The organism is Streptomyces sp. NPDC060035 (assembly GCF_042736635.1).
Taxonomy (GTDB): domain Bacteria; phylum Actinomycetota; class Actinomycetes; order Streptomycetales; family Streptomycetaceae; genus Streptomyces.
The window spans coordinates 45,807-65,739 of sequence record NZ_JBHWVO010000009.1; the positions used below are offsets into that span (position 1 = coordinate 45,807).

The window sequence follows — 19,933 nt, forward strand, 5'->3', positions numbered from 1 at the left end:
CCCTGCGTAGTCTGTGCGGCATGCAGACCACCGGGAACCGTGTGACGCCGCCATGCGTCAGTTATCGCGGACTGCCGGATGTACCGCGGGTGAGCCTTCCGCAGGGCTCGTCCGTAATTCGGGGGGACCGGATCTCAACTGCCGCTTCCAGGCGCTCTTGCCTGCCCGAGGAGTAGTCGTTCGATGAGCGAGCACCGTCGCAAAACGCCGCAACCGCAAGGCGGCGGGCGTGCCGCGGCCAGACGAGCCGCCCAACAGCCTGCCGGACGTCGCACCGAGTCGTCACGCAGAGCAACTTCAGCATCACCTTCCGACGCCTACGGCGAGGAAACCTCCTACAGCGGCCGGGCCGAGGCCCGCCGCGCTGCCCAGCGCGGCGGTGGCGGGGGCAGACGGCGCGGAGGTGGCGACACCGGTGGTCACGAAGTCCGTGGCCGGGGCCGGGCCGACGCCCGCTCCGGCAAGAAGCGCTTCATCGACTACCCGCGGGCCGGAAAGTACGGTGCGCGCCGCTGGGTGCCGTCGTGGAGGCTCGTCTCCGGTCTGTGCCTGAGCTTCCTCGGCCTCATGATGGGCGTGGCCGGCATCGCGTACGCGCTGGTCGTACCGCCGGATGTCAAGGCCATCGCCAAGGCGCAGAACAACGTCTACTACTGGGCCGACAAGACTCCCATGGTCGCCACCGGCGGTTCCGTCAACCGCCAGGAGATCGGTTACGCGCAGATCCCCAAAGCGATGCGCAACGCCGTCATCTCCGCGGAGAACAAGTCGTTCGAGAGCGACAGGGGCATCGACCCCATGGGTATCGCCCGCGCTGTGTACAACATGGCCCGGGGAGGTGAAACCCAGGGCGGATCGACGATCACGCAGCAGTACGTGAAGAACTCGAGGCTCTCCCAGGACCAGACGATGAGCCGGAAGTTCAAGGAACTCTTCATCACGCTCAAGGTCGGCGAGACGGTGAGCAAGAGGCAGGTCATGGAGGGCTACCTCAACATCTCCTACTACGGCCGAGGCGCCTCGGGCCTCCAGGCGGCCGCGCGCACGTACTACAACAAGGACGCCGAAGAACTGGACCCGAGCGAGTGTGCCTTCCTGGCGACCCTGCTCAAGGGGGCGACCTACTACGACCCGGCGGGTGCCCCCGAGATCGACTCAAAACAGGCCACCCCGGCGAAGAACAGGGCGCGCGCGGAGCTGCGCTGGAAGTGGATCCTCGACGAGGAGGTCAAGGACGGCAAGATGAGCAAGGCGGAGCGTGCCACGTACACGACGTTCCCCATGCCGGAAGAGCCGAAGAAAGACGCGAAGCTGAGTGGCCAGACGGGCTACCTGGTGGACCTCGCAACGAAATACTTCCTCGCGCACAACGACCGGCACATCACCGAGCGGCAGCTCGCCCAGGGTGGATACGAGATCCACACGACCTTCGACAAGGACAAGGTCAGGCAGCTCGAGACCGCCGTCAAGAAGGTGTACGCCGACAAGATCAACGTGAAGAAGCGTCCTGAACTGGACTCCCACGTCGAGTTCGGCGGTGCGTCGGTCGACACCAAGACGGGTGCGATCCTCGCCACCTACGGCGGTCAGGACGCCACGCAGCACTACACCAACAACGCCGACGCGACGGGTGCGCAGGTCGGTTCGACGTTCAAGCCGTTCGTGCTGGCAGCAGCCATGCAGTACGGGAAGCGCAACCCGGATCTCGGTACGGACCAGAGCGCGTCGGACCGCAAACTCGTTTCGCCGAAGAGCGTCTACAACGGCGACAACAAGCTGAAGATCAAGAAGTACAACGGCGAGATCTGGCGGAGCGACAAGGGCGGGGAGTGGCTCCAGACCAACGACGGAGACCACAGCTACGGGCCCATCGACCTGCGGACCGCCATGCAGGAGTCCGCCAACTCCCCGTACGTCCAGCTCGGCATGGATGTCGGCACGGACAAGGTGAAGGAGGCCGCGATCGCCGCCGGGCTGCGCGATGACGACTACATGGCGAACGCGAACGTCCCGTCGTACTCCATCGGCACGTCCTCACCGAGCGCCATCCGGATGGCCGGGGCGTATGCCACCTTCGCCACCAGCGGCCAGCAGCGCGAGCCCTTCTCGGTCACGGAGGTGAAGGAGAGGGGTGAGGTCATCTATCAGCACGAGACGGTGTCCAAGACGGCCTTCCCCAGCATCGTCGCGGACAACGTCACCGACGTCCTGAAGAACGTCGTCGAGAAGGGGACGGGAACACCTGCCCAGCTCCCCAACCGGGATGTGGCCGGGAAGACGGGTACCACGGACGGCAACAAGTCGGCCTGGTTCGTCGGCTACACCCCGCAGTTGTCGACCGCGGTGAGCATGTTCCGGATGGACGACGACGAGAAGAACAAGGACCGCAAGTTCCTGAAGATGTTCGGCACGGGAGGTGAGGAGAAGATCCACGGCGCCTCGTTCCCCGCGCAGATCTGGCACGACTACATGGCAGTGGCGATGAAGGGCATGGAGGTCAAGGACTTCCCGGAACCGCAGCCGTACGGCGAGACGGTCTACGGCGGCGGCGCCGCCAGCCCCACCCCGACGCCCAGCCCGACACCTTCGCAGACGCCGTCCAGCGAACCGCCGACGGACCCGTCGCCCACCCCGTCCTTGCCGTCCCCCTCGCCGAGCAATTCGTGCGGAGCGTTCGACTGGGACTGCAACAACAACGGTGGTACCGACACCGGCACGACCGACGGCAGTACCGACACCGGCACGACCGACGGCAGTACCAACACCGGTACGACCAATGGCGGTACCGACACCGGGACGACCGACGGAACGACGGACGGCACGAACGGGAACGGGAACGGGAACGGCAACAACGCTGCCGGCGGGTTCTTCGGCGGCGGCGGATAGCGCCACCGCTTGCCGGGACCCCGACGAGTGACCGTCGGACAAACGTGACGAGGGCCGCCGCACCTGCCAGGTGCCGGCGGCCCTCTCCGCGTCCCGGGGGCGGCACACGCCCTGCCCACAGCGCCGTACGGCAGGATGTGCGGCATGCCAAGCGCAGAAGACACGAGCGTGCACCAGGAGCGGCCCGTCGTACGGCCCACGCAACAGGACGAGATCGCCGCGGCAGGCAGCGAGCTGATCGGCGGACCGGTGGGACGCTGGGCACGGCTCGGCACCGGCCCGCTCACGCCGGTCCGCGTCATCGTGCTCGTGGCGATCGGAATGTTCGCGCTCGGCATGGTGCAGAAGATGCCCTGCTACGACTGGGCCTGGTTCCGCGGAACCAGCTCGCAGTACACGCACGCGTGCTACTCCGATATTCCGCATCTCTACCTCGGACGCGGCTTCGCCGAGGGCCGCGTGCCGTACTTCGACCGGCTCAGCGGCGACATGGAGTACCTCGAGTACCCCGTTCTCACGGGCCTGTTCATGCAGGTCGCGTCCTGGCTGACGCTGACGCCCACCGGCGATCCCATGCAGCCGCGCGAACAGATGTACTGGATGGTCAACGCGGGCATGCTGATGATCTGCGCCGTGATCATCGCAGTGTGTGTGGCGCGGACGCACCGGCGCCGCCCGTGGGACGGCCTGCTGGTCGCCCTCGCCCCGGCTCTCGCGCTCACCGCGACGATCAACTGGGATCTGCTCGCCGTCGCACTGACGGCCGCCGCCATGCTCATGTGGTCCCGCGGACGGGCACTCGCCTTCGGCATCCTCATCGGCCTGGCGACGGCCGCAAAGCTCTATCCCGTGCTGCTCCTCGGACCGCTGCTCGTGCTGTGCTGGCGGGCCGGGAAATGGCGGGAGTTCGGGGCAGCGATGTTCGGCGCGGCGGCGGCCTGGCTGGTGGTGAACCTTCCGGTCATGGCGTACGCGCCCGAGGGGTGGAAGAAGTTCTACACGTTCAGCCAGGAACGACAGATCGACTACGGCTCGTTCTGGCTGATCATCACCCAGCGCACCGGCAGACCCATCGATGTGGACACCGTGAACACGGCTTCGGTGCTGCTGATGCTCGTGATGTGCGCGGGTATTGCGGGGCTGGCGCTGACGGCCGGGCGCAGGCCCCGGTTCGCACAGCTCGCCTTTCTGGTGGTCGCCGCCTTCATCCTGACGAACAAGGTCTATTCACCGCAGTACGTCCTCTGGCTGATCCCGCTGGCCGCGCTGGCCAGACCGCGTTGGCGGGACTTCCTCGTCTGGCAGGCCTGCGAGGTCATGTACTTCCTGGGGATCTGGCTGTATCTCGCGTACACGGCGAGCGGCGACAAGCACCAGGGGCTGCCGCAGGAGGGCTACCAGGTCGCGATCGCCCTGCATCTTCTCGGAACGCTGTACCTGTGCGCTGTTGTCGTGCGGGACATCCTGCTGCCGGAGCGGGACACCGTGCGGCGCGACGGATCGGACGACCCGTCGGGCGGGGTGCTCGACGGGGCTCCGGACGCGGTCGCGTTCGGGCAGGTGCATCATCCCGCCCGGCATGCGGCACCCGCGGTCGAAGGACCGCGGGTGGAGTGGGGCACGGCGGGCGGAGCGGCCGCCGACTGAGGGCGCCGGGCCTACCGGTCCACGAGGCGGTCGAACTGGGTGGTGGTGTGGCGCAGGTGGGCCACCAGTTCGTCGCCGACCCTCGGCTCCTGGGCGTCCGACGGTACGAACAGGATGGACACCTGCATGTGCGGCGGCTCGGCGAACCAGCGCTGCTTGCCCGCCCAGACGAACGGCGACAGATTGCGGTTGACCGTGGCCAGCCCGGCCCGGGCAACACCCTTGGCGCGCGGCATCACGCCGTGCAGGGCTTTGGGAGCCTCCAGGCCGACGCCGTGGGACGTGCCGCCGGCAACGACCACCAGCCAGCCGTCCGAGGCGGTCTTCTGCTGGCGGTAGCCGAACCGGTCCCCCTTGACGACGCGCGTGACGTCGAGCACCGCACCGCGGTACTCCGTCGCCTCGTGGTCGCCGAGCCAGAGACGCGTGCCGATGCGTGCGCGGAAGCGGGTCTGCGGGAACTGCTGCTGCAGCCGCGCCAGCTCCTCGGCCCGCAGGTGGCTGACGAACATGGTGTGCAGGGGAAGCCGGGCCGCACGCAGGCGGTCCATCCAGCCGATGACCTCCTCGACCGCGTCCGAGCCGTCCGTGCGGTCCAGCGGCAGGTGCAGGGCGAAACCTTCGAGGCGTACATCCTCGATGGCCGCGTGCAGCTGCCCCAGCTCTTCCTCCCTCACACCGTGGCGCCTCATCGAGCTCATGCACTCGATGACGACCCGCGCGCCCACCAGGGCGTGCACACCGTCCACCGACGAGACGGAACGGATGACACGGTCGGGCAGCGGCACGGGCTCCTCACCCCGCCTGAAGGGGGTGAGGACGAGCAGGTCGCCGCTGAACCAGTCCTTGATACGGGCGGCCTCGTACGTGGTTCCGACAGCAAGCGTGTCGGAACCGAAACGGATCGCCTCGTCGGCGAGCCGCTCGTGGCCGAAGCCGTATCCATTGCCCTTGCAGACAGGGACGAGACCGGGGAACTGGTCGAGCACGGACTTCTGGTGCGCCCGCCAGCGCGCGGTGTCGACGTAGAGGGAGAGCGCCATGGCCGGCCCGGAACCTTTCTGGTGGCTGCGGTGTATCAGAGGTATGCGGAGCTTGGTGAAGTGCTTTCGGGCAGTGTCAGCGGCGCGACATGTACATATCGAGCGCCTTGTGCAGCAGCTTGTTGAGGGGGAAGTCCCACTCGCCGACGTACTCGACGGCCTCGCCGCCGGTGCCGACCTTGAACTGGATCAGGCCGAAGAGATGGTCGGTCTCGTCCAGCGAATCGCTGATGCCGCGCAGGTCGTAGACGGTCGCGCCCATCGCGTAGGAGTCGCGCAGCATGCGCCACTGCATCGCGTTCGAGGGCCGGACCTCCCGCCCGATGTTGTCGGACGCGCCGTAGGAGTACCAGACGTGCCCGCCGACCACGAGCATCGTGGCCGCAGAAAGGTTGACGCCGTTGTGCCGGGCGAAGTACAGCCGCATGCGGTTGGGGTCCTCGGAGTTGAGTACCGTCCACATGCGCTGGAAGTACGACAGGGGGCGCGGCCGGAAGTGGTCACGCACCGCCGTGATCTCGTACAGCCGCTGCCACTCGGCAAGGTCCTCGTAGCCGCCCTGGACGACTTCGACGCCTGCCTTGTCGGCCTTCTTGATGTTGCGCCGCCAGAGCTGGTTGAAGCCCTTGAGAACATCCTCGAGAGAGCGGTTGGCGAGCGGCACCTGGAAGACGTAGCGGGGCTGGACATCACCGAAGCCGGCGCCGCCGTCCTCGCCCTGCTGCCAGCCCATCTTGCGCAGACGGTCCGAGACCTCGAAGGCACGTGGCTCGATGTGGGTGGCCTCGACGTCGCGCAGGCGCTTCACATCCGGATCCTGGATGCCGGACTTGATGGCGGCCGAATCCCAGCGGCGAATGACGACGGGCGGGCCCATCTTCACGGAGAAGGCACCCTGCTGCTTCAGATGGGCGAGCATCGGCTGGAGCCAGTCGTCCAGGTTCGGGGCATACCAGTTGATGACCGGGCCCTCGGGAAGGTAGGCGAGATAGCGCTTGATCTTGGGCAGTTGGCGGTACAGCACCAGACCGGCGCCGACCATCTCGCCGTTCTTGTCGAACCATCCCAGGTTCTCCGAGCGCCATTCGGTTTTCACATCCGCCCACGCCGGGACCTGGCAGTGACTGGCCGAAGGCAGGTTCTGGACGTATGCCAGATGCTGCTCTCGGCTGATGGTCCTCAGGGTCAGGCTCATGCGGGGTGCTCCTCGGCAGGTGTGTCCCCATCGGTCAGGGGCTCCGGCTCTCGCGCCGAAGCCTACTGTGACCGAGGAGCGCCCCGTCTGGACCCCGGGCGACCGGGAACGGCGCCCGGGGGACCCTCAGCTGATCACGCCGCCGAAGAGGCCGCCGTGGGCCATGCCGAGGAAGAACCCGACCGCGGATGCACCCAGCCCCAGGATCAACGGGAACCGCTCACGGGTGGTTACCGAGACGAACTGTCCGTATGCGCCGGTCAGGATTCCGATCAGCCCGGCCCACGAGCTGATCAGATGCAGGTTGTGGAACATCGCCGTCACGAAGGCGAGGGCGCCGAGGACCAGAGTCACCGCCACCAGAGCGTCCTGGATCGGATGAGGTCTGCCGTCCGTGGCGAAGAGGGAAACGGACGGGCGGGGACGGGGTCGCATTGTCTGTGCCATGGAGAACCTCCTGGCCGGAAGGCGGTGCACTGTAGCGCCGCTCACAACCGATGTGTACAGATTGCGTCTCTTGGGCTCCGGATTTCAACCGGAAGCCGGTCTGCGGGTACTCTGTACGGTCTGCACCAGTGTCTGCCCTGAGCCAGCACAGCAGCCCCCCTCGGAAGTCGACGAAGGGGCGTTGTCAGTGGCGGCTGTTTTACTCGGAGACACTGTTGCTTACGCATCACGACCCTCCTGCCACGGAACGACCGTGGCCGCTGAGTCCAAAGGAGGTGGGTTTCACATGCGTCACTACGAAATGATGGTCATCCTCGACCCCGATCTCGAGGAGCGAGCAGTCTCCCCGTTGATCGAGAACTTCCTCTCCGTCGTCCGTGAGGGCAACGGAAAGGTCGAGAAGGTCGACACCTGGGGCCGTCGTCGTCTCTCTTACGAGATCAAGAAGAAGCCCGAGGGCATCTACTCGGTCATCGACCTGCAGGCCGAGCCTGCAGTCGTCAAGGAGCTCGACCGACAGATGAACCTGAACGAGTCGGTCCTCCGGACCAAGGTCCTCCGTCCCGAGAACCACTGAGCTTCTAGCTCAGTGGTCATCGGGTTCGAGTAGCAGCAAGCAGCCAGAAGCAATCCCCGCCGAGAGGTTCACCCATGGCAGGCGAGACCGTCATCACGGTCGTCGGCAATCTCGTCGACGACCCCGAGCTGCGCTTCACCCCGTCCGGTGCGGCGGTCGCGAAGTTCCGTGTCGCGTCCACTCCCCGCATCTTCGACCGGCAGACCAATGAGTGGAAGGACGGCGAAGGCCTGTTCCTCACCTGCTCGGTCTGGCGTCAGGCGGCGGAGAACGTCGCGGAGTCGCTTCAGCGAGGCATGCGCGTCGTCGTGCAGGGCCGGCTGAAGCAGCGGTCCTACGAGGACCGTGAGGGCGTCAAGCGCACGGTCTACGAGCTGGACGTCGAGGAAGTCGGCCCCAGTCTCAAGAGCGCCACGGCCAAGGTCACCAAGACCACTGGTCGCGGCGGTCAGGGCGGCGGCCAGGGTGGATACGGCGGTGGCCAGCAGGGCGGCGGCAACTGGGGCGGCGGTTCCGGTGGCGGCGGCCAGCAGGGCGGCGGCGGTGCTCCCGCCGACGACCCGTGGGCCACCAGCGCGCCGGCCGGCGGTCAGCCGGCCGGGGGCCAGCAGGGCGGCGGGGGCGGCTGGGGCGGAAGCTCCGGCGGCTCCGGTGGTTCTGGCGGCTCCGGTGGTTCCGGCGGCGGCTACTCGGACGAGCCTCCCTTCTAGGGCTGCTCGTACCCCCACTTCTTGATCACACAGGAGAAACACAATGGCGAAGCCGCCTGTGCGCAAGCCTAAGAAAAAGGTCTGCGCATTCTGCAAGGACAAGACCCAGTACGTGGACTACAAGGACACGAACATGCTGCGGAAGTTCATTTCCGACCGTGGCAAGATCCGTGCCCGCCGCGTCACCGGCAACTGCACGCAGCACCAGCGTGATGTCGCCACGGCAGTCAAGAACAGCCGTGAGATGGCGCTGCTGCCCTACACGTCCACCGCGCGATAAGGGAAGGGTGACCGAATCATGAAGATCATCCTCACCCACGAGGTCACTGGCCTCGGTGCCGCCGGCGACGTCGTGGACGTCAAGGACGGGTACGCCCGTAACTACCTGGTTCCGCGGGGCTTTGCCATCCGCTGGACCAAGGGCGGCGAGAAGGACGTGGCGCAGATCCGCCGCGCCCGCAAGATCCACGAGATCTCGACGATCGAGCAGGCCAATGAGATCAAGGCCAAGCTCGAGGCCGTGAAGGTCCGTCTGGCTGTTCGCTCCGGCGACGCCGGCCGTCTCTTCGGCTCCGTCACCCCGGCCGACATCGCTTCGGCGATCAAGTCTGCCGGTGGCCCGGACGTCGACAAGCGTCGCGTCGAGCTCGGCTCGCCGATCAAGACGCTCGGCGGATACCAGGTGTCCGTCCGTCTGCACCCCGAGGTTGCCGCGAAGCTCGGTATCGAGGTCGTTGCCGCCTAAGGGCACAGCTCATCAGAGCTAGGTGAAGGGCCGCACCCTGAGGGTGCGGCCCTTCGTCGTTTCACGTGAAACGGCAACCGGCGACGGTCGGCCGCCGCGGGCGGAGTACGGCTGTCGCCCTCTGCCCGGTGCCGCTCAGCGAGTGGCTCCGGTGACGATCCAGCGGCCCGAGCGGGTACGGAGCCAAAGTGTCACCAGCCGGACCGTCATCATCAGCGTCATCGCCCACCAGAGAGCCGTGAGGCCCCCTCCGAAGCTGGGGACGAGGAGGGCGACCGGAGCGAAGACAGCCAGGGTCAGGAGCATGGCCCAGGCCAGATAGCGGCCGTCGCCCGCCCCCATCAGCACTCCGTCCAGGACGAATACCACGCCGGCGATCGGCTGGGACAGCGCCAGGACCAGCAGAGCCGGCAGCAGGGTGTCCTGCACGGATTCGTCGCCTGTGAAGAGCGGGATGAACAGGGGGCGTGCCAGCACGATCAGTACCCCCAGGACCACTCCCGACGCGATACCCCACTGGACCATCCGGCGGCAGGCCTCGCGTGCACCCTTGGCATCGTTCGCCCCCAGGTAGCGGCCGATGATGGCCTGGCCCGCGATGGCGATGGCATCGAGGGCGAAGGCTGTGAGGCTCCAGAGCGAGAGGACGATCTGGTGCGCGGCTATGTCCGTGTCGCCCAGCCGGGCGGCGACAGCGGTGGCGATCATCAGAACCGAGCGCAGAGAGAGCGTACGGACCAGCAAGGGAACACCTGCCTGTGCGCCGGCCCTGATCCCCGCGGCGTCGGGACGCAGCGAGGCTCCATGCCGACGGGCTCCGCGCACCACGACGATCAGATAGGCGAGAGCCATACCGACCTGGGCGATCACGGTTCCCCAGGCAGATCCTGCGATCCCGAGGCCGGCTCCGTAGACGAGAGCCACGTTGAGCGCGCCGTTGGCGGCGAACCCGCCGATGGCGACGTACAGGGGCGTACGGGTGTCCTGCAGGCCGCGCAGCACGCCGGTCGCGGCGAGCACGACGAGCATGGCCGGGATTCCGAGGCTGGAGATCCGCAGATATGTGGTGGCGTAAGGAGCGGCGGTTTCCGATGCGCCGAAAGCCTCGACCAGCCAGGGGGCCGCAGGGAGCGTAATGGCAACGACGACGGCGCCGAGCAGCAGGGCGAGCCAGATGCCGTCCATGCCCTGGCGGATCGCAGAAGGAAGATCTCCCGCACCGACCCGGCGGGCGACTGCTGCCGTGGTGGCGTAGGCGAGGAAAACGAAGACGCTCACGGCGGTCGTCAGCAGGGCCGCAGCGACCCCCAGGCCGGCCAGCTGGGAGGTGCCGAGGTGACCGATGACGGCGCTGTCGACGATGACGAAGAGCGGCTCGGCAACGAGCGCGCCGAAGGCCGGAACAGCGAGTGCGATGATCTCGCGGTCATGCCGGCGGCGACTGGATCGCCGGGTCGTGGAGGCCTGGGTCATGGGGGTCAATCTAATCTTCCACAGGTAAGAGATGCAATGGGATAGCAGTCCTTACTTTAGGTCGAGTTCCAGGTTCCGTCGCGCGTGGTTTGCAGTGATCTTGGGCTGAGAGGAAAAGTTTTTCTCCCCCACAGCCGGTGGATGGAGAAAGTGCAGGTCAGGGCGGTCATTGTGGCGTCGATATGAGTTTGTCCACAGTGCTGTCCCCCGGTCCGTGCACAGGATCGGAGGAGTTCTCCACAGCATCTGGTCCGTCGTCCACATGCCCTGTGGATAACCGGATTGGCTGACGGTGCGGACCGGCCTACCGTGGGGCGGCGCCCGCACTCCGTTCCGGCTTGAAAGTCCGCAGAACCTGACGCGCCGGAACCGGAGTCGGGCGTCTTGTTTGTCGGTGCCGTGCCGTAAGAAAGAGTGGCACGGTTAGGTCCGCGAAGCGGACGGGAGGAGGTGGCCCGGTGAGCATTCCCGAGCCTTTGGACGATCCCTGGGCCGACGTCGGTCCCAGTGACCGTCTGCCCGTTACCCGTCAGCGCCGCGGTGAGGGCAAGGGGCGGGACGAGCAGCATGACCGGGGGCGAGAGAGCGGCTGGGACGGTGGCTCGTCCGGGTTCGAGCGCGTGCCCCCGCAGGACCTCGACGCGGAACAGTCCGTGCTCGGCGGCATGCTGCTGTCCAAGGACGCCATCGCTGACGTCGTGGAGATCATCAAGGGTCACGACTTCTACCGCCCGGCCCACGAAACCGTCTACACGGCGATCCTCGACCTCTATGCCAAGGGCGAGCCGGCCGACCCGATCACCGTGGCGGCCGAGCTGGTCAAGCGCGGCGAGATCACCAAGGTCGGCGGAGCCCCGTATCTGCACACCCTGGTCCAGTCCGTGCCGACGGCCGCCAACGCCTCGTACTACGCGGAGATCGTCCACGAGCGGGCCGTGCTCCGGCGTCTCGTCGAGGCGGGCACGAAGATCACGCAGATGGGGTACGCCGCCGACGGAGACGTCGACGAGATCGTCAACTCCGCCCAGGCCGAGATCTACGCCGTCACCGAGCAGCGCACCAGCGAGGACTACCTTCCGCTCGGCGACATCATGGAGGGTGCGCTCGACGAGATCGAGGCGATCGGATCACGCAGCGGTGAGATGACCGGCGTACCGACCGGATTCACCGATCTGGACTCCCTGACGAACGGCCTGCACCCCGGCCAGATGATCGTCATCGCGGCCCGCCCCGCCATGGGAAAGTCCACGCTGGCCCTGGACTTCGCTCGCGCATGTTCGATCAAGAGCAATCTGCCGAGTGTGATCTTCTCCCTGGAAATGGGGCGCAACGAGATCGCGATGCGCCTGCTGTCCGCCGAGGCGCGGGTGGCGCTCCACCACATGCGCTCCGGCACGATGACCGACGAGGACTGGACGAGGCTGGCCCGGCGGATGCCGGACGTTTCGGCAGCTCCGCTGTACATCGATGATTCGCCGAACCTGTCGATGATGGAGATCCGGGCGAAATGCCGCCGTCTGAAGCAGCGCAACGGCCTCAAGCTCGTCGTCATCGACTATCTGCAGCTGATGCAGTCCGGCGGCGCCAAGCGTGCCGAGAGCCGTCAGCAGGAAGTCTCGGACATGTCCCGAAACCTCAAGCTCCTCGCCAAGGAACTGGAGGTGCCCGTCATCGCACTCTCCCAGCTGAACCGTGGTCCCGAGCAGCGTACGGACAAGAAGCCGATGGTCTCCGACCTGCGTGAATCCGGTTCCATCGAGCAGGACGCCGACATGGTGATCCTGCTGCACCGCGAGGACGCGTACGAGAAGGAGTCGCCCCGTGCGGGCGAGGCGGACCTGATCGTGGCCAAGCACCGTAACGGCCCGACGGCGACGATCACTGTGGCCTTCCAGGGCCACTACTCGCGTTTCGTGGACATGGCGCAGACCTGAGTCCCGCCGTTGCAGGTACTCAGATTTCGTGTCCTGATCTCAGGCACGATGTCCAAGTGAAGTCCTGGCGGACACGATTCTGAGACTGGCCGGTCAGGTGATTCACCCTTTCGGGTGGCTGGGTCCAGCGCGCGCGGACGGCGCTGTCCTCCTTCCGCGACGTATATCGGTCTGATGCCACCGACGTAACGGCGCAGCAGGACGAGGCGAACGCTGCTCTCGCCCAGGTCTCGGGCCTGACCCCTTCGAGCAGTTCTCCTTGATCGTCGACTGCACGAACGAAGAGCTGGCTCCGGTGCCGGCACGGCGCAGGCAGGAGCACAGCGAGGCCACGGACGAGTTCATCGACCGGGCCCGCGCCATCCTGGGCGGCAACGACTAGGACGTGTGCCGGCGTCGTGGAAACCGCAGCTCACAGCCTCGTCCTAGGACACGAGCCGCGAGACCCTGCACGCCGTGCAGGTTCGCATTTTCAGTGGCCTTTTCTCACTGGTTGTGTCCCTTGTCAGGCCCAAAGGACACAGAAGTGAGACGAGGGGCCAGGGTTTGGCCCTCCGGGGGAATGCAGCGCCAGCCCGTCCCCGGTCGCACCGGGGGCGGGCTCACTGCTGCACCGGTCCTGCCGCGAGGGCGTCCAGCCGCTCCTGCGACCACGAGAGCCCGCCGGTCCGCAGATCATTGACCACTGCGCGCACCCACTCCAGCTCCGCGACCGTCACGGCCCTCAGGTATTCGGTCTCCAGGCGGGTGATGCGTGGCAGCCCTTGCTCCGTCTGCTCGGCCAGGGCCGATTCCAACCCGTCGAGCTTCTCCGTGAGTGCGTCGGTCCGCTGATCCAGTACGTCAGCCATGTCTCGCGCCGTGAGCAGCAGCAGGTTCGACAGGGCGGCCGGGAACTCCGGGAACTCCTGCTTGGGCGCGGAGAGCATCTCCTCCAGCCAGGCGCGGGCGGTCTCGCGCCCCGCGTCGGTGATTTCGTACACGGTCCGCTCCGGGTACTGCTGATCGCGCCCGGTCTCGCGGACGGCGATCAGCCCGGCGCCATTGAGCCGCTCGATCGTGCGGTAGAGGCTCGCGCGCTGGCTGACGTTGACGACCTGGTCCTTGCCCCAGTCCTTGATCAGACGCTGGACGCCGTACGGGTGCAGCGGTTTGTAGTGCAGCAGAGCCAGGACGGTGAGGGCGAGCGGGGAGCTGCGGGGGACTGATGGGGTCATGCACCTGATTCTAGCCTCAGAATAACTAGTTGACGAGATACTAGTTTCACTGCAACTATCTAATAGTCGGCGCAGCACCCCTCCAGAGAGGAACCACCGAGATGTCCCCCACCGAGCGCATCCACTCCGACCACGGCCTCGTCAAGCACCTGGGCAACTGGACCGACGCCGGCCACTTCGAGGTCAAGGCCCGCCATGGCGCAGCCGTCCTCGACCTTCGCTCGCCCGGCCTCCCCGACGAGATCGAGATTCACCTCGATATGGACCGGGCCATGGTCAAGCTGCTCGTCGACGACGACACTGCCATCGACCACTGGAACCTGAGCTGGACCGCTCGCGGCAAGATCAAGGACTCCACGTCCTCATCCAACGGCGCCAAGGCGGCCGGTCGCCTTGTCCATCTGTCCGGCTCCGCGACGAACAGCGAGATCCGCATCCACCGCGGTGGCATCGCGCTCCTGTCGGCGATGTTCTCCCGTGCGTATGTCCAGGATGTGCGCCGCGCCCACAAGGCCGGCGGCGTACCGGCGATCGACGACCCGACAAGGGGGCACCAGTCATGATCAGCACGGACAGAGCCCGCACCGCGCTCATCATCGGGGGTGGGATCGCAGGCCCGGTCGCCGCGATGGCCCTGCGTCAGGCTGGTATCGAGGCCGCCGTCTACGAGGCGTACGACTCCACGGCGGACGGGGCCGGCGGCGGCATGACCATCGCCCCCAACGGCCAGAACGCCCTCGACGCCATCGGTGCGGGCGGCCTCGTCCGCGCCATCGGCACCCCGGTCACCTCCATGGTCCTGCGCAGCGGGACGGGCAAGCAGCTCGCACAGTTCGCCCCGCCCTCGCGCCTCCCCGTTCAGCAGTTCGTCTGGCGCGCCGACCTCTACCGAGGGATCTACGACGAGGCGGAGCACCGCTCCGTACCCATCCACCACGGCAAGCGGCTGACCGGCGCGACGGACACCGGATCCGGTGTCACCGCGCACTTCGCGGACGGTACGCAGGCGAGCGCCGACATTCTGATCGGTGCCGACGGCATCCGGTCCACGGTCCGCCCCCTGATCGACCCGGCCGCACCACCGCCGAACTACGCCGGCCTGGTCTCCTTCGGTGCGCGGATGGACGAGTGCGGGCTGCCCTCCACCAACGGCGTCATGTATTTGTGCTTCGGCAAGCGCGCCTTCTTCGGCTACCAGATCTTCGACGACTCCTCGGCGGTGTGGTTCGTGAACCTGCCGCACCCCGCCCCGATGACGCTCGCCGAGGCCCAGGCGATCGGCGTGAACACGTGGATGCGCACCCTGCACACCGCCTTCGCCGGCGACAGCACCCCGGCTCTGGAGATGATCAGCGCTACCGACCCCGGCCGGTTCCTGATCACCGGCCCGATGGAGAACATGCCGAGTGTCCCGACCTGGACCCGCGGCCGCATGACCCTGATCGGCGACGCCGCCCACGCCGCCTCGTCCAGCTCGGGGCAGGGCGCCTCCATCGCCACCGAAGGCGCCGTTGAACTGGCGCGCTGTCTCCGGGACCTGCCCTACGACCAGGCTTTCGCCGTATACGAGAAACTGCGCCGCCCCCGCGTTGAACGCATTATCAAGCTCGGCGCCCGTACGAACAGCAACAAGTCACCGGGCCCGGTCGGCCGGGTGCTGCGCGACCTGCTGATGCCGGTGGGCATGAAGCTGATCAACCCGGAGAAGACGGCCTGGCAGTTCGAGCACCACATCGACTGGGACGCGAAGGCCTCCCCGCTCGCCTGAACTCCGGCCCGCCCTCGGTCACGGGCTGGTGCCTGTGCCAGGTCCAACCCCGTGGGTGGCCCTTGCCGGGTGGCGAGGTCGAGGTGGCTCCAGACATCGACCTCACCGATCGAGAGAAGCAGGAACCCCCAGATCCTGCTCGTCGTAGTGCTTGGCGGCCTCCTCCCAGATCTCGCCGGTACCGGGTCCGACGGGTCAGAGACCCATGTGACGGCCCCGGCCAGCCCCCGTTCGTCCGTCGCAACTCCTGCCGGACAGCGCGGAAAGGGCACGGAAGTGAGATGAACTCGTGGGTGACCGCCTGGGAGACAGGCGTATCTGCGCCGGTCAGCGTCACGCAAGGGGACAGCGGAAACGAGAACCTACAGCCGTAGGGGGCCGGTTCAGCTCAACGGTCGAGCCCGTATCCCACGACACGTGGGAACGTCCTGAACTCCGGTTCGTGATCACGTAGCGCCTGACGGCTGGATCGCCATCGGCCAGGCCGATTACTCGCTCATGGGCACGCAGAGTAAGTGGTGCGCGGGCCTGTGCGTCCAGCCTGGGATCAGCGGGCGCGGGGTGGTGCGGCCGGCGTAGGTTTGGAGGCTATGCGAATCACGAAGTACACCCACGCATGTGTACGGCTCGAACACGATGGCCGGGTGCTGGTCATCGATCCCGGGATGTGGAGCGAGCCGGACGCCTTGATCGGCGCGGACGCGGTGCTGGTGACTCACGAACACGCCGATCACATCGATGTCCTTCGCCTGGCCGGACTCGGCGTTCCGGTCCATGCCCCGGCCGAAGCGAACATTCCACGGCTGGAGGTCACGGCGGTGGCCTCCGGTGCGGAGTTCACCGCTGCCGGCTTCCGCGTACAGGCAGTCGGTGGGCGTCACGCGTTCATCTACGGCGGCCAACCGGACTGCGCGAACCTCGGCTACATCATCGACGAGGCGATCTACCACCCCGGTGACGCGCTGCACGTCCCCGAGCAGCCGATCGAGACGCTCCTGGTTCCGGTCCAAGGATCGTGGATGAAGACGGCGGAGGCGATCGACTTCGTGAAGGCGATCGCACCGCAGCGGGCGTTCCCGATCCACGACGCCCAGATCAACGGTCGCGGCCTCAGCAGCGTCAACGGCTGGCTCGCCGAGGAGACCGACAGCGGCTACCGGTATCTGGCGCCCGGCGAATCCGTCTGAGGTGACGGCCAGGGCCGACCTGAGACGCGGTGACCTACCGGGACGTACCGAAACGCGGGCGACCTACCTGGTTGCGCGCCTCCCGACGCGGCGGAATCGCCCGCGAAGGGGCTGCCCGGTCCCGCGAGAGGCTGGAGGCGACCGCAGGGGCCGTGTTGCCCGCATGGCTCTCCGACAAGGACGCGCTGCTGGCCGGTGCCGGACGGCGTGCCCCGACCGGCGCGGAGACGGCCCACCTGGGCGAGCCAACCGCGAGACCCCGCTTGTCCTCGGATGACCGTCCAGCTGAACGGGACCTCCGGCACCGGCAGGACGATGACGGAGCGGGAACTCGGCTACGCGGCTTCCCCGTTCCCAGGAGGGTGATCCACACGATGGTTCCGGTCAGGAAGGGCTCCCGCCCCATCGCCGTGGAGGTGTGGGGGTGTGGCCGAAGTGATGTCGGTTCGGCAGTCCTGTGACGGTGGTCCCTCCAGCGAGTGTGCTCCTCACCGCCCGTGGCCCAGTTGTCTGTTCTCGGGCGGTAGCGTGCACGCATGACGTGGCGGGGACCGACGTATCGGACGGTGGACGGGGAGAGGATCGACGGGGCCTGGTGCCACGTCTGGCGGCGGAGCCGAGGGGATGACCGGTACTTCCTCGACGATCTCATCGTCTTCGCGGACGGGGCAGTCAGGTGCGAGGAGCGGACCGACCTGCGCGGTCTGGAGAAGCTGCTGGCATCGGGTCGAATCGCAGCCACGGAGCCCGGGATTTCGGAGCTTCCTGACAACCCGTCGAAGTGGCGCTCCCGATGCGGCGAACCTTTGACCCCGGAGGGGTTCCTCCTGGAAGTCGCGGACAAGGTCGAAGAACTCAACGGACGGCCTACGGCTGGACAGCGTTGCTGGGACGCGATCGGACGTTTCCAGCAGGACCGGAGTGAATCCAGCCGCATCTTGCTCCGAGAGGCTTACCTAGCGGTTCCACCCCACCTCCGCATATACGTCCTCGGTGACATGGACCGTCAGGACCGCCCCCTGCGGATCCTGTTGACCGACGTGGGCATCGCTGTCGACGGCGACGGCCCGGTGGTGACATCGGACATGCACACGGACGCCTTGGACTACTTCAACCGGGGTGACGAAGGAGTTGCGCGCGAGCAGGAGCGCTGCGCCGTCCGGCACGCTGACGATCCGGTCGCGGTCGGCCAGGCTGCCTTCACTTCGCATGAAACCGTCTATCCGCGGGGCTGGCCGGAAACACTCGGACTGTTCGTGCTGCGTAACGAGTTCCCGGCACCGGTGGTCTTCGCCGGGGAAACCTACCCGTCCGTACTCCACGGCTACTGGGCCCTGTCGGCGGCCGACCCTTGTGACCACGACCGGATCCGTGATGCGCCGAGCGGACAGGAAGCGCACGACAGGGGAGGCCGGGCACAGCGGAGGGCGGATTGGCCCAGGATGCGACTCGCCGTCATGGGCGGCTTGCTGGAAGCGAAATTCTCCCAGCATCCCGACCTCGCCGATATCCTCCTCTCCACCGGGGACAGCGTGATCAGTTACACCGGCCTCTCGGACTCCCCCTTCTGGCGGGACGTATCCGACCGCCGGGGGCGCAACTGGATGGGCCGCCTGCTTGAGCTGACCCGCTCCGGGCTCGTTGCCCGACAAACGCTGCCGGGCTGACAGCGCTCAGAATCCTGCACAGCGTCTGCGGAGCATCACGGCGGAGCTGTTCAGGCGTGGCGAGCGGGCACGACACAGGTGACCACGAGGTCCACCAAGCGGTCGAGCGTCGTGTCGGAGAGCATGTCGGGCAGGGTGAGGTGCTCCAGGAGAAGGCCCGTCATGGCCAGGTGGAGCGCGAGGAAGGTAGTGGTGTCGCCCGGCAGTTCCGCGTCCAGATAGAGGCTGTGGTTCCGGTCGAACTCCGCCCGTACGGTCTCGGTCAAACGGATCCGCAGCGCAGGGCGGCGTGTGGCTTCGAGGCGGAGTTCCAGCATGGCCAGATAGCCGGTGCGGTCATCGATCATGCGCTGGACCAGCCAGCGCATGAGGGCGGCGACCAGCTCGCGTGAGGGTTCGGGGCGCATCGCGTGCGCGACCTCGGCCGCGTCCGGTGTCATGCGGTGGTTGATGCGGGAGCCGGCCTGCATGAACAGATCATCCCGGCTCGTGAAGTAGTTGGACGACGTGCCGAGGGGGACACCCGCCCGGGTGTCCACCGCGCGGAAGGTGAGTCCGCGGGCTCCTTCGTGGGCCAGTACGTCGATGGCTGCGTCGACGAGCGCCGTTCTGCGCTCCGGGTTCCTGGCCATGAGTCCGCTCCCTCCGCCCGCCTCGGAAAGAGGCTTGCACTACCACTACATGTGAAGCACTCTAGTTGAAGTGGTTGGCGTAGCGGGTCAGCCGGCGCTGCGGCCCGCTTGTCTTCAAGACCAACAGGCTTGTACAGAACGGGGATCAGATGCGAAAGCTCACCTATTTCGTCGCCTGCTCGATCGACGGCTTCATCGGCGATCCGAACGGCGATGCCACATCGATGATGTCCTTCGTCAGTGAGGAGTTCCTCGGATTCCTCACGTCCGAGTATCCGGAGACGATCTCGGCGCCGGGGCGTGAGGCGCTGGGATTCCAGGATGCAAAGAACCAGCACTTCGACACCGTGATCCAGGGGCGGGCCAGCTACCAGCTGGCACTGGACATCGGGATCACCAGCCCGTACGCACACATGAGGGAGCTGGTGGCCTCCAGGACTCTGCGGGAGTCCCCCGACCCGAACGTGGAGCTCGTGGCCGACGACCTGGTCGGCCGGATCAGGGAACTCAAGGCGGAGGACGGCGAGCTGGGCATCTGGCTCTGCGGGGGATCCGCGGTTGCCGGTGAGCTGATCGATGAGATCGATGACCTCGTCATCAAGACCTATCCGCAGGTGTACGGGTCCGGAATGCCGATGTTCGGTTCGGACTTCGCGGCCACCGACTTCACTCTGAAGGACGTGCGCGTCTTCGACAACGGGTCGCTGGTGCGGAAGTACAGCCGTAAGCGCTGACACAGCCGGCGCGCCCCGGCGCCGGGGCGCCGGGGCGCCGTCGGCCGTAGAGCAATAAGGATTCGCCCGGC

General features: G+C 66.9%; 19 protein-coding genes. 13 read left to right on the forward strand and 6 right to left on the reverse strand.

Going from position 1 to position 19,933, the window contains the following annotated elements:
* The first annotated feature begins 183 nt into the window (after positions 1 to 183).
* Both ACFWBQ_RS16375 and ACFWBQ_RS16380 read left to right on the forward strand, forming a co-directional pair.
* Complete coding sequence (locus ACFWBQ_RS16375) at positions 184 to 2,886, forward strand: transglycosylase domain-containing protein (protein ID WP_385488681.1); 2,703 nt, start codon at positions 184 to 186, stop codon at positions 2,884 to 2,886.
* 144 nt (positions 2,887 to 3,030) lie between these two features.
* Entirely contained in the window at positions 3,031 to 4,533 is a 1,503-nt protein-coding gene (locus ACFWBQ_RS16380; protein WP_385488684.1) for a glycosyltransferase family 87 protein, read from the forward strand.
* Positions 4,534 to 4,544: 11 nt separating this feature from the next.
* Here ACFWBQ_RS16380 and ACFWBQ_RS16385 read toward each other — a convergent pair whose 3' ends face one another.
* From ACFWBQ_RS16385 to ACFWBQ_RS16395, 3 genes are all read right to left on the reverse strand, one after another.
* Positions 4,545 to 5,576, reverse strand: a complete 1,032-nt coding sequence (locus tag ACFWBQ_RS16385) for an alanine racemase (protein ID WP_385488686.1) — start codon at positions 5,574 to 5,576, stop codon at positions 4,545 to 4,547.
* Between the two features lie 76 nt (positions 5,577 to 5,652).
* On the reverse strand, positions 5,653 to 6,771 hold the full coding sequence (locus tag ACFWBQ_RS16390; RefSeq protein ID WP_356423141.1) for a peptidoglycan bridge formation glycyltransferase FemA/FemB family protein: 1,119 nt from the start codon (positions 6,769 to 6,771) through the stop codon (positions 5,653 to 5,655).
* Between the two features lie 126 nt (positions 6,772 to 6,897).
* Positions 6,898 to 7,218, reverse strand: coding sequence for a hypothetical protein (locus ACFWBQ_RS16395; protein WP_385488690.1), 321 nt, complete (start codon positions 7,216 to 7,218; stop codon positions 6,898 to 6,900).
* 286 nt (positions 7,219 to 7,504) lie between these two features.
* Between ACFWBQ_RS16395 and rpsF the strand changes: the two genes are divergently transcribed.
* The 4 genes from rpsF (at position 7,505) to rplI (ending at position 9,250) form a co-directional block, all read left to right on the forward strand.
* Positions 7,505 to 7,795 (forward strand): 30S ribosomal protein S6, encoded by a 291-nt coding sequence (gene rpsF / locus ACFWBQ_RS16400; RefSeq protein WP_385488693.1) that lies wholly within the window; start codon positions 7,505 to 7,507, stop codon positions 7,793 to 7,795.
* Positions 7,796 to 7,869: 74 nt separating this feature from the next.
* Positions 7,870 to 8,505: a single-stranded DNA-binding protein gene (locus tag ACFWBQ_RS16405; RefSeq protein ID WP_385488695.1), complete on the forward strand. Its 636-nt coding sequence runs from the start codon at positions 7,870 to 7,872 to the stop codon at positions 8,503 to 8,505.
* 43 nt (positions 8,506 to 8,548) lie between these two features.
* Entirely contained in the window at positions 8,549 to 8,785 is a 237-nt protein-coding gene (rpsR, locus tag ACFWBQ_RS16410; RefSeq protein WP_003967857.1) for a 30S ribosomal protein S18, read from the forward strand.
* Between the two features lie 18 nt (positions 8,786 to 8,803).
* Complete coding sequence (rplI, locus tag ACFWBQ_RS16415) at positions 8,804 to 9,250, forward strand: 50S ribosomal protein L9 (protein ID WP_383568137.1); 447 nt, start codon at positions 8,804 to 8,806, stop codon at positions 9,248 to 9,250.
* A 135-nt stretch (positions 9,251 to 9,385) separates the two neighbouring features.
* Here the strand turns inward: rplI and ACFWBQ_RS16420 are convergent, their stop codons facing one another.
* Positions 9,386 to 10,723 (reverse strand): MATE family efflux transporter, encoded by a 1,338-nt coding sequence (locus tag ACFWBQ_RS16420; protein ID WP_385488698.1) that lies wholly within the window; start codon positions 10,721 to 10,723, stop codon positions 9,386 to 9,388.
* Positions 10,724 to 11,181: 458 nt separating this feature from the next.
* Here ACFWBQ_RS16420 and dnaB point away from each other — a divergent pair, with 458 nt between their 5' ends.
* Together dnaB and ACFWBQ_RS16430 are read left to right on the forward strand one after the other, a co-directional pair.
* Positions 11,182 to 12,657: a replicative DNA helicase gene (dnaB, locus tag ACFWBQ_RS16425; RefSeq protein ID WP_385488700.1), complete on the forward strand. Its 1,476-nt coding sequence runs from the start codon at positions 11,182 to 11,184 to the stop codon at positions 12,655 to 12,657.
* A gap of 259 nt (positions 12,658 to 12,916) precedes the next feature.
* Positions 12,917 to 13,039, forward strand: coding sequence for a hypothetical protein (locus tag ACFWBQ_RS16430; RefSeq protein WP_385488703.1), 123 nt, complete (start codon positions 12,917 to 12,919; stop codon positions 13,037 to 13,039).
* 220 nt (positions 13,040 to 13,259) lie between these two features.
* Here ACFWBQ_RS16430 and ACFWBQ_RS16435 read toward each other — a convergent pair whose 3' ends face one another.
* Complete coding sequence (locus ACFWBQ_RS16435) at positions 13,260 to 13,874, reverse strand: PadR family transcriptional regulator (protein ID WP_385488705.1); 615 nt, start codon at positions 13,872 to 13,874, stop codon at positions 13,260 to 13,262.
* 101 nt (positions 13,875 to 13,975) lie between these two features.
* Between ACFWBQ_RS16435 and ACFWBQ_RS16440 the strand changes: the two genes are divergently transcribed.
* The 4 genes from ACFWBQ_RS16440 to ACFWBQ_RS16455 all read left to right on the forward strand — a co-directional run bounded on the left by ACFWBQ_RS16440 (position 13,976) and on the right by ACFWBQ_RS16455 (position 18,496).
* Positions 13,976 to 14,437, forward strand: coding sequence for a hypothetical protein (locus ACFWBQ_RS16440; RefSeq protein WP_385488708.1), 462 nt, complete (start codon positions 13,976 to 13,978; stop codon positions 14,435 to 14,437).
* Positions 14,434 to 15,642 carry an FAD-dependent oxidoreductase gene (locus ACFWBQ_RS16445; RefSeq protein WP_385488711.1) on the forward strand — a complete coding sequence of 403 codons (1,209 nt, stop codon included), beginning with the start codon at positions 14,434 to 14,436 and terminating at the stop codon, positions 15,640 to 15,642. The genes ACFWBQ_RS16440 and ACFWBQ_RS16445 overlap by 4 nt, the downstream gene beginning before the upstream one ends.
* 590 nt (positions 15,643 to 16,232) lie before the next feature.
* A complete protein-coding gene (locus ACFWBQ_RS16450) occupies positions 16,233 to 16,829 on the forward strand; it encodes an MBL fold metallo-hydrolase (RefSeq protein ID WP_385488714.1) in 597 nt (198 codons plus the stop codon).
* Between the two features lie 998 nt (positions 16,830 to 17,827).
* A complete protein-coding gene (locus tag ACFWBQ_RS16455; RefSeq protein ID WP_385488717.1) occupies positions 17,828 to 18,496 on the forward strand; it encodes an NADAR family protein in 669 nt (222 codons plus the stop codon).
* A gap of 50 nt (positions 18,497 to 18,546) precedes the next feature.
* Here ACFWBQ_RS16455 and ACFWBQ_RS16460 read toward each other — a convergent pair whose 3' ends face one another.
* Complete coding sequence (locus ACFWBQ_RS16460) at positions 18,547 to 19,128, reverse strand: TetR/AcrR family transcriptional regulator (RefSeq protein WP_385488719.1); 582 nt, start codon at positions 19,126 to 19,128, stop codon at positions 18,547 to 18,549.
* Between the two features lie 149 nt (positions 19,129 to 19,277).
* On the opposite strand from ACFWBQ_RS16460, the gene ACFWBQ_RS16465 reads away from it, so the two are divergent.
* Complete coding sequence (locus tag ACFWBQ_RS16465) at positions 19,278 to 19,862, forward strand: dihydrofolate reductase family protein (RefSeq protein ID WP_385488721.1); 585 nt, start codon at positions 19,278 to 19,280, stop codon at positions 19,860 to 19,862.
* Positions 19,863 to 19,933: the final 71 nt, after the last annotated feature.

Bases quoted from the DNA above. Each gene is read 5' to 3' on its own strand.
- ACFWBQ_RS16375 (WP_385488681.1), top strand. From the start codon at position 184: ATGAGCGAGCACCGTCGCAAAACGCCGCAACCGCAAGGCGGCGGGCGT.
- ACFWBQ_RS16380 (WP_385488684.1), top strand. From the start codon at position 3,031: ATGCCAAGCGCAGAAGACACGAGCGTGCACCAGGAGCGGCCCGTCGTA.
- ACFWBQ_RS16385 (WP_385488686.1), bottom strand. From the start codon at position 5,576: ATGGCGCTCTCCCTCTACGTCGACACCGCGCGCTGGCGGGCGCACCAG.
- ACFWBQ_RS16390 (WP_356423141.1), bottom strand. From the start codon at position 6,771: ATGAGCCTGACCCTGAGGACCATCAGCCGAGAGCAGCATCTGGCATAC.
- ACFWBQ_RS16395 (WP_385488690.1), bottom strand. From the start codon at position 7,218: ATGGCACAGACAATGCGACCCCGTCCCCGCCCGTCCGTTTCCCTCTTC.
- rpsF (WP_385488693.1), top strand. From the start codon at position 7,505: ATGCGTCACTACGAAATGATGGTCATCCTCGACCCCGATCTCGAGGAG.
- ACFWBQ_RS16405 (WP_385488695.1), top strand. From the start codon at position 7,870: ATGGCAGGCGAGACCGTCATCACGGTCGTCGGCAATCTCGTCGACGAC.
- rpsR (WP_003967857.1), top strand. From the start codon at position 8,549: ATGGCGAAGCCGCCTGTGCGCAAGCCTAAGAAAAAGGTCTGCGCATTC.
- rplI (WP_383568137.1), top strand. From the start codon at position 8,804: ATGAAGATCATCCTCACCCACGAGGTCACTGGCCTCGGTGCCGCCGGC.
- ACFWBQ_RS16420 (WP_385488698.1), bottom strand. From the start codon at position 10,723: ATGACCCAGGCCTCCACGACCCGGCGATCCAGTCGCCGCCGGCATGAC.
- ACFWBQ_RS16435 (WP_385488705.1), bottom strand. From the start codon at position 13,874: ATGACCCCATCAGTCCCCCGCAGCTCCCCGCTCGCCCTCACCGTCCTG.
- ACFWBQ_RS16440 (WP_385488708.1), top strand. From the start codon at position 13,976: ATGTCCCCCACCGAGCGCATCCACTCCGACCACGGCCTCGTCAAGCAC.
- ACFWBQ_RS16445 (WP_385488711.1), top strand. From the start codon at position 14,434: ATGATCAGCACGGACAGAGCCCGCACCGCGCTCATCATCGGGGGTGGG.
- ACFWBQ_RS16450 (WP_385488714.1), top strand. From the start codon at position 16,233: ATGCGAATCACGAAGTACACCCACGCATGTGTACGGCTCGAACACGAT.
- ACFWBQ_RS16455 (WP_385488717.1), top strand. From the start codon at position 17,828: ATGGACCGTCAGGACCGCCCCCTGCGGATCCTGTTGACCGACGTGGGC.
- ACFWBQ_RS16460 (WP_385488719.1), bottom strand. From the start codon at position 19,128: ATGGCCAGGAACCCGGAGCGCAGAACGGCGCTCGTCGACGCAGCCATC.
- ACFWBQ_RS16465 (WP_385488721.1), top strand. From the start codon at position 19,278: ATGCGAAAGCTCACCTATTTCGTCGCCTGCTCGATCGACGGCTTCATC.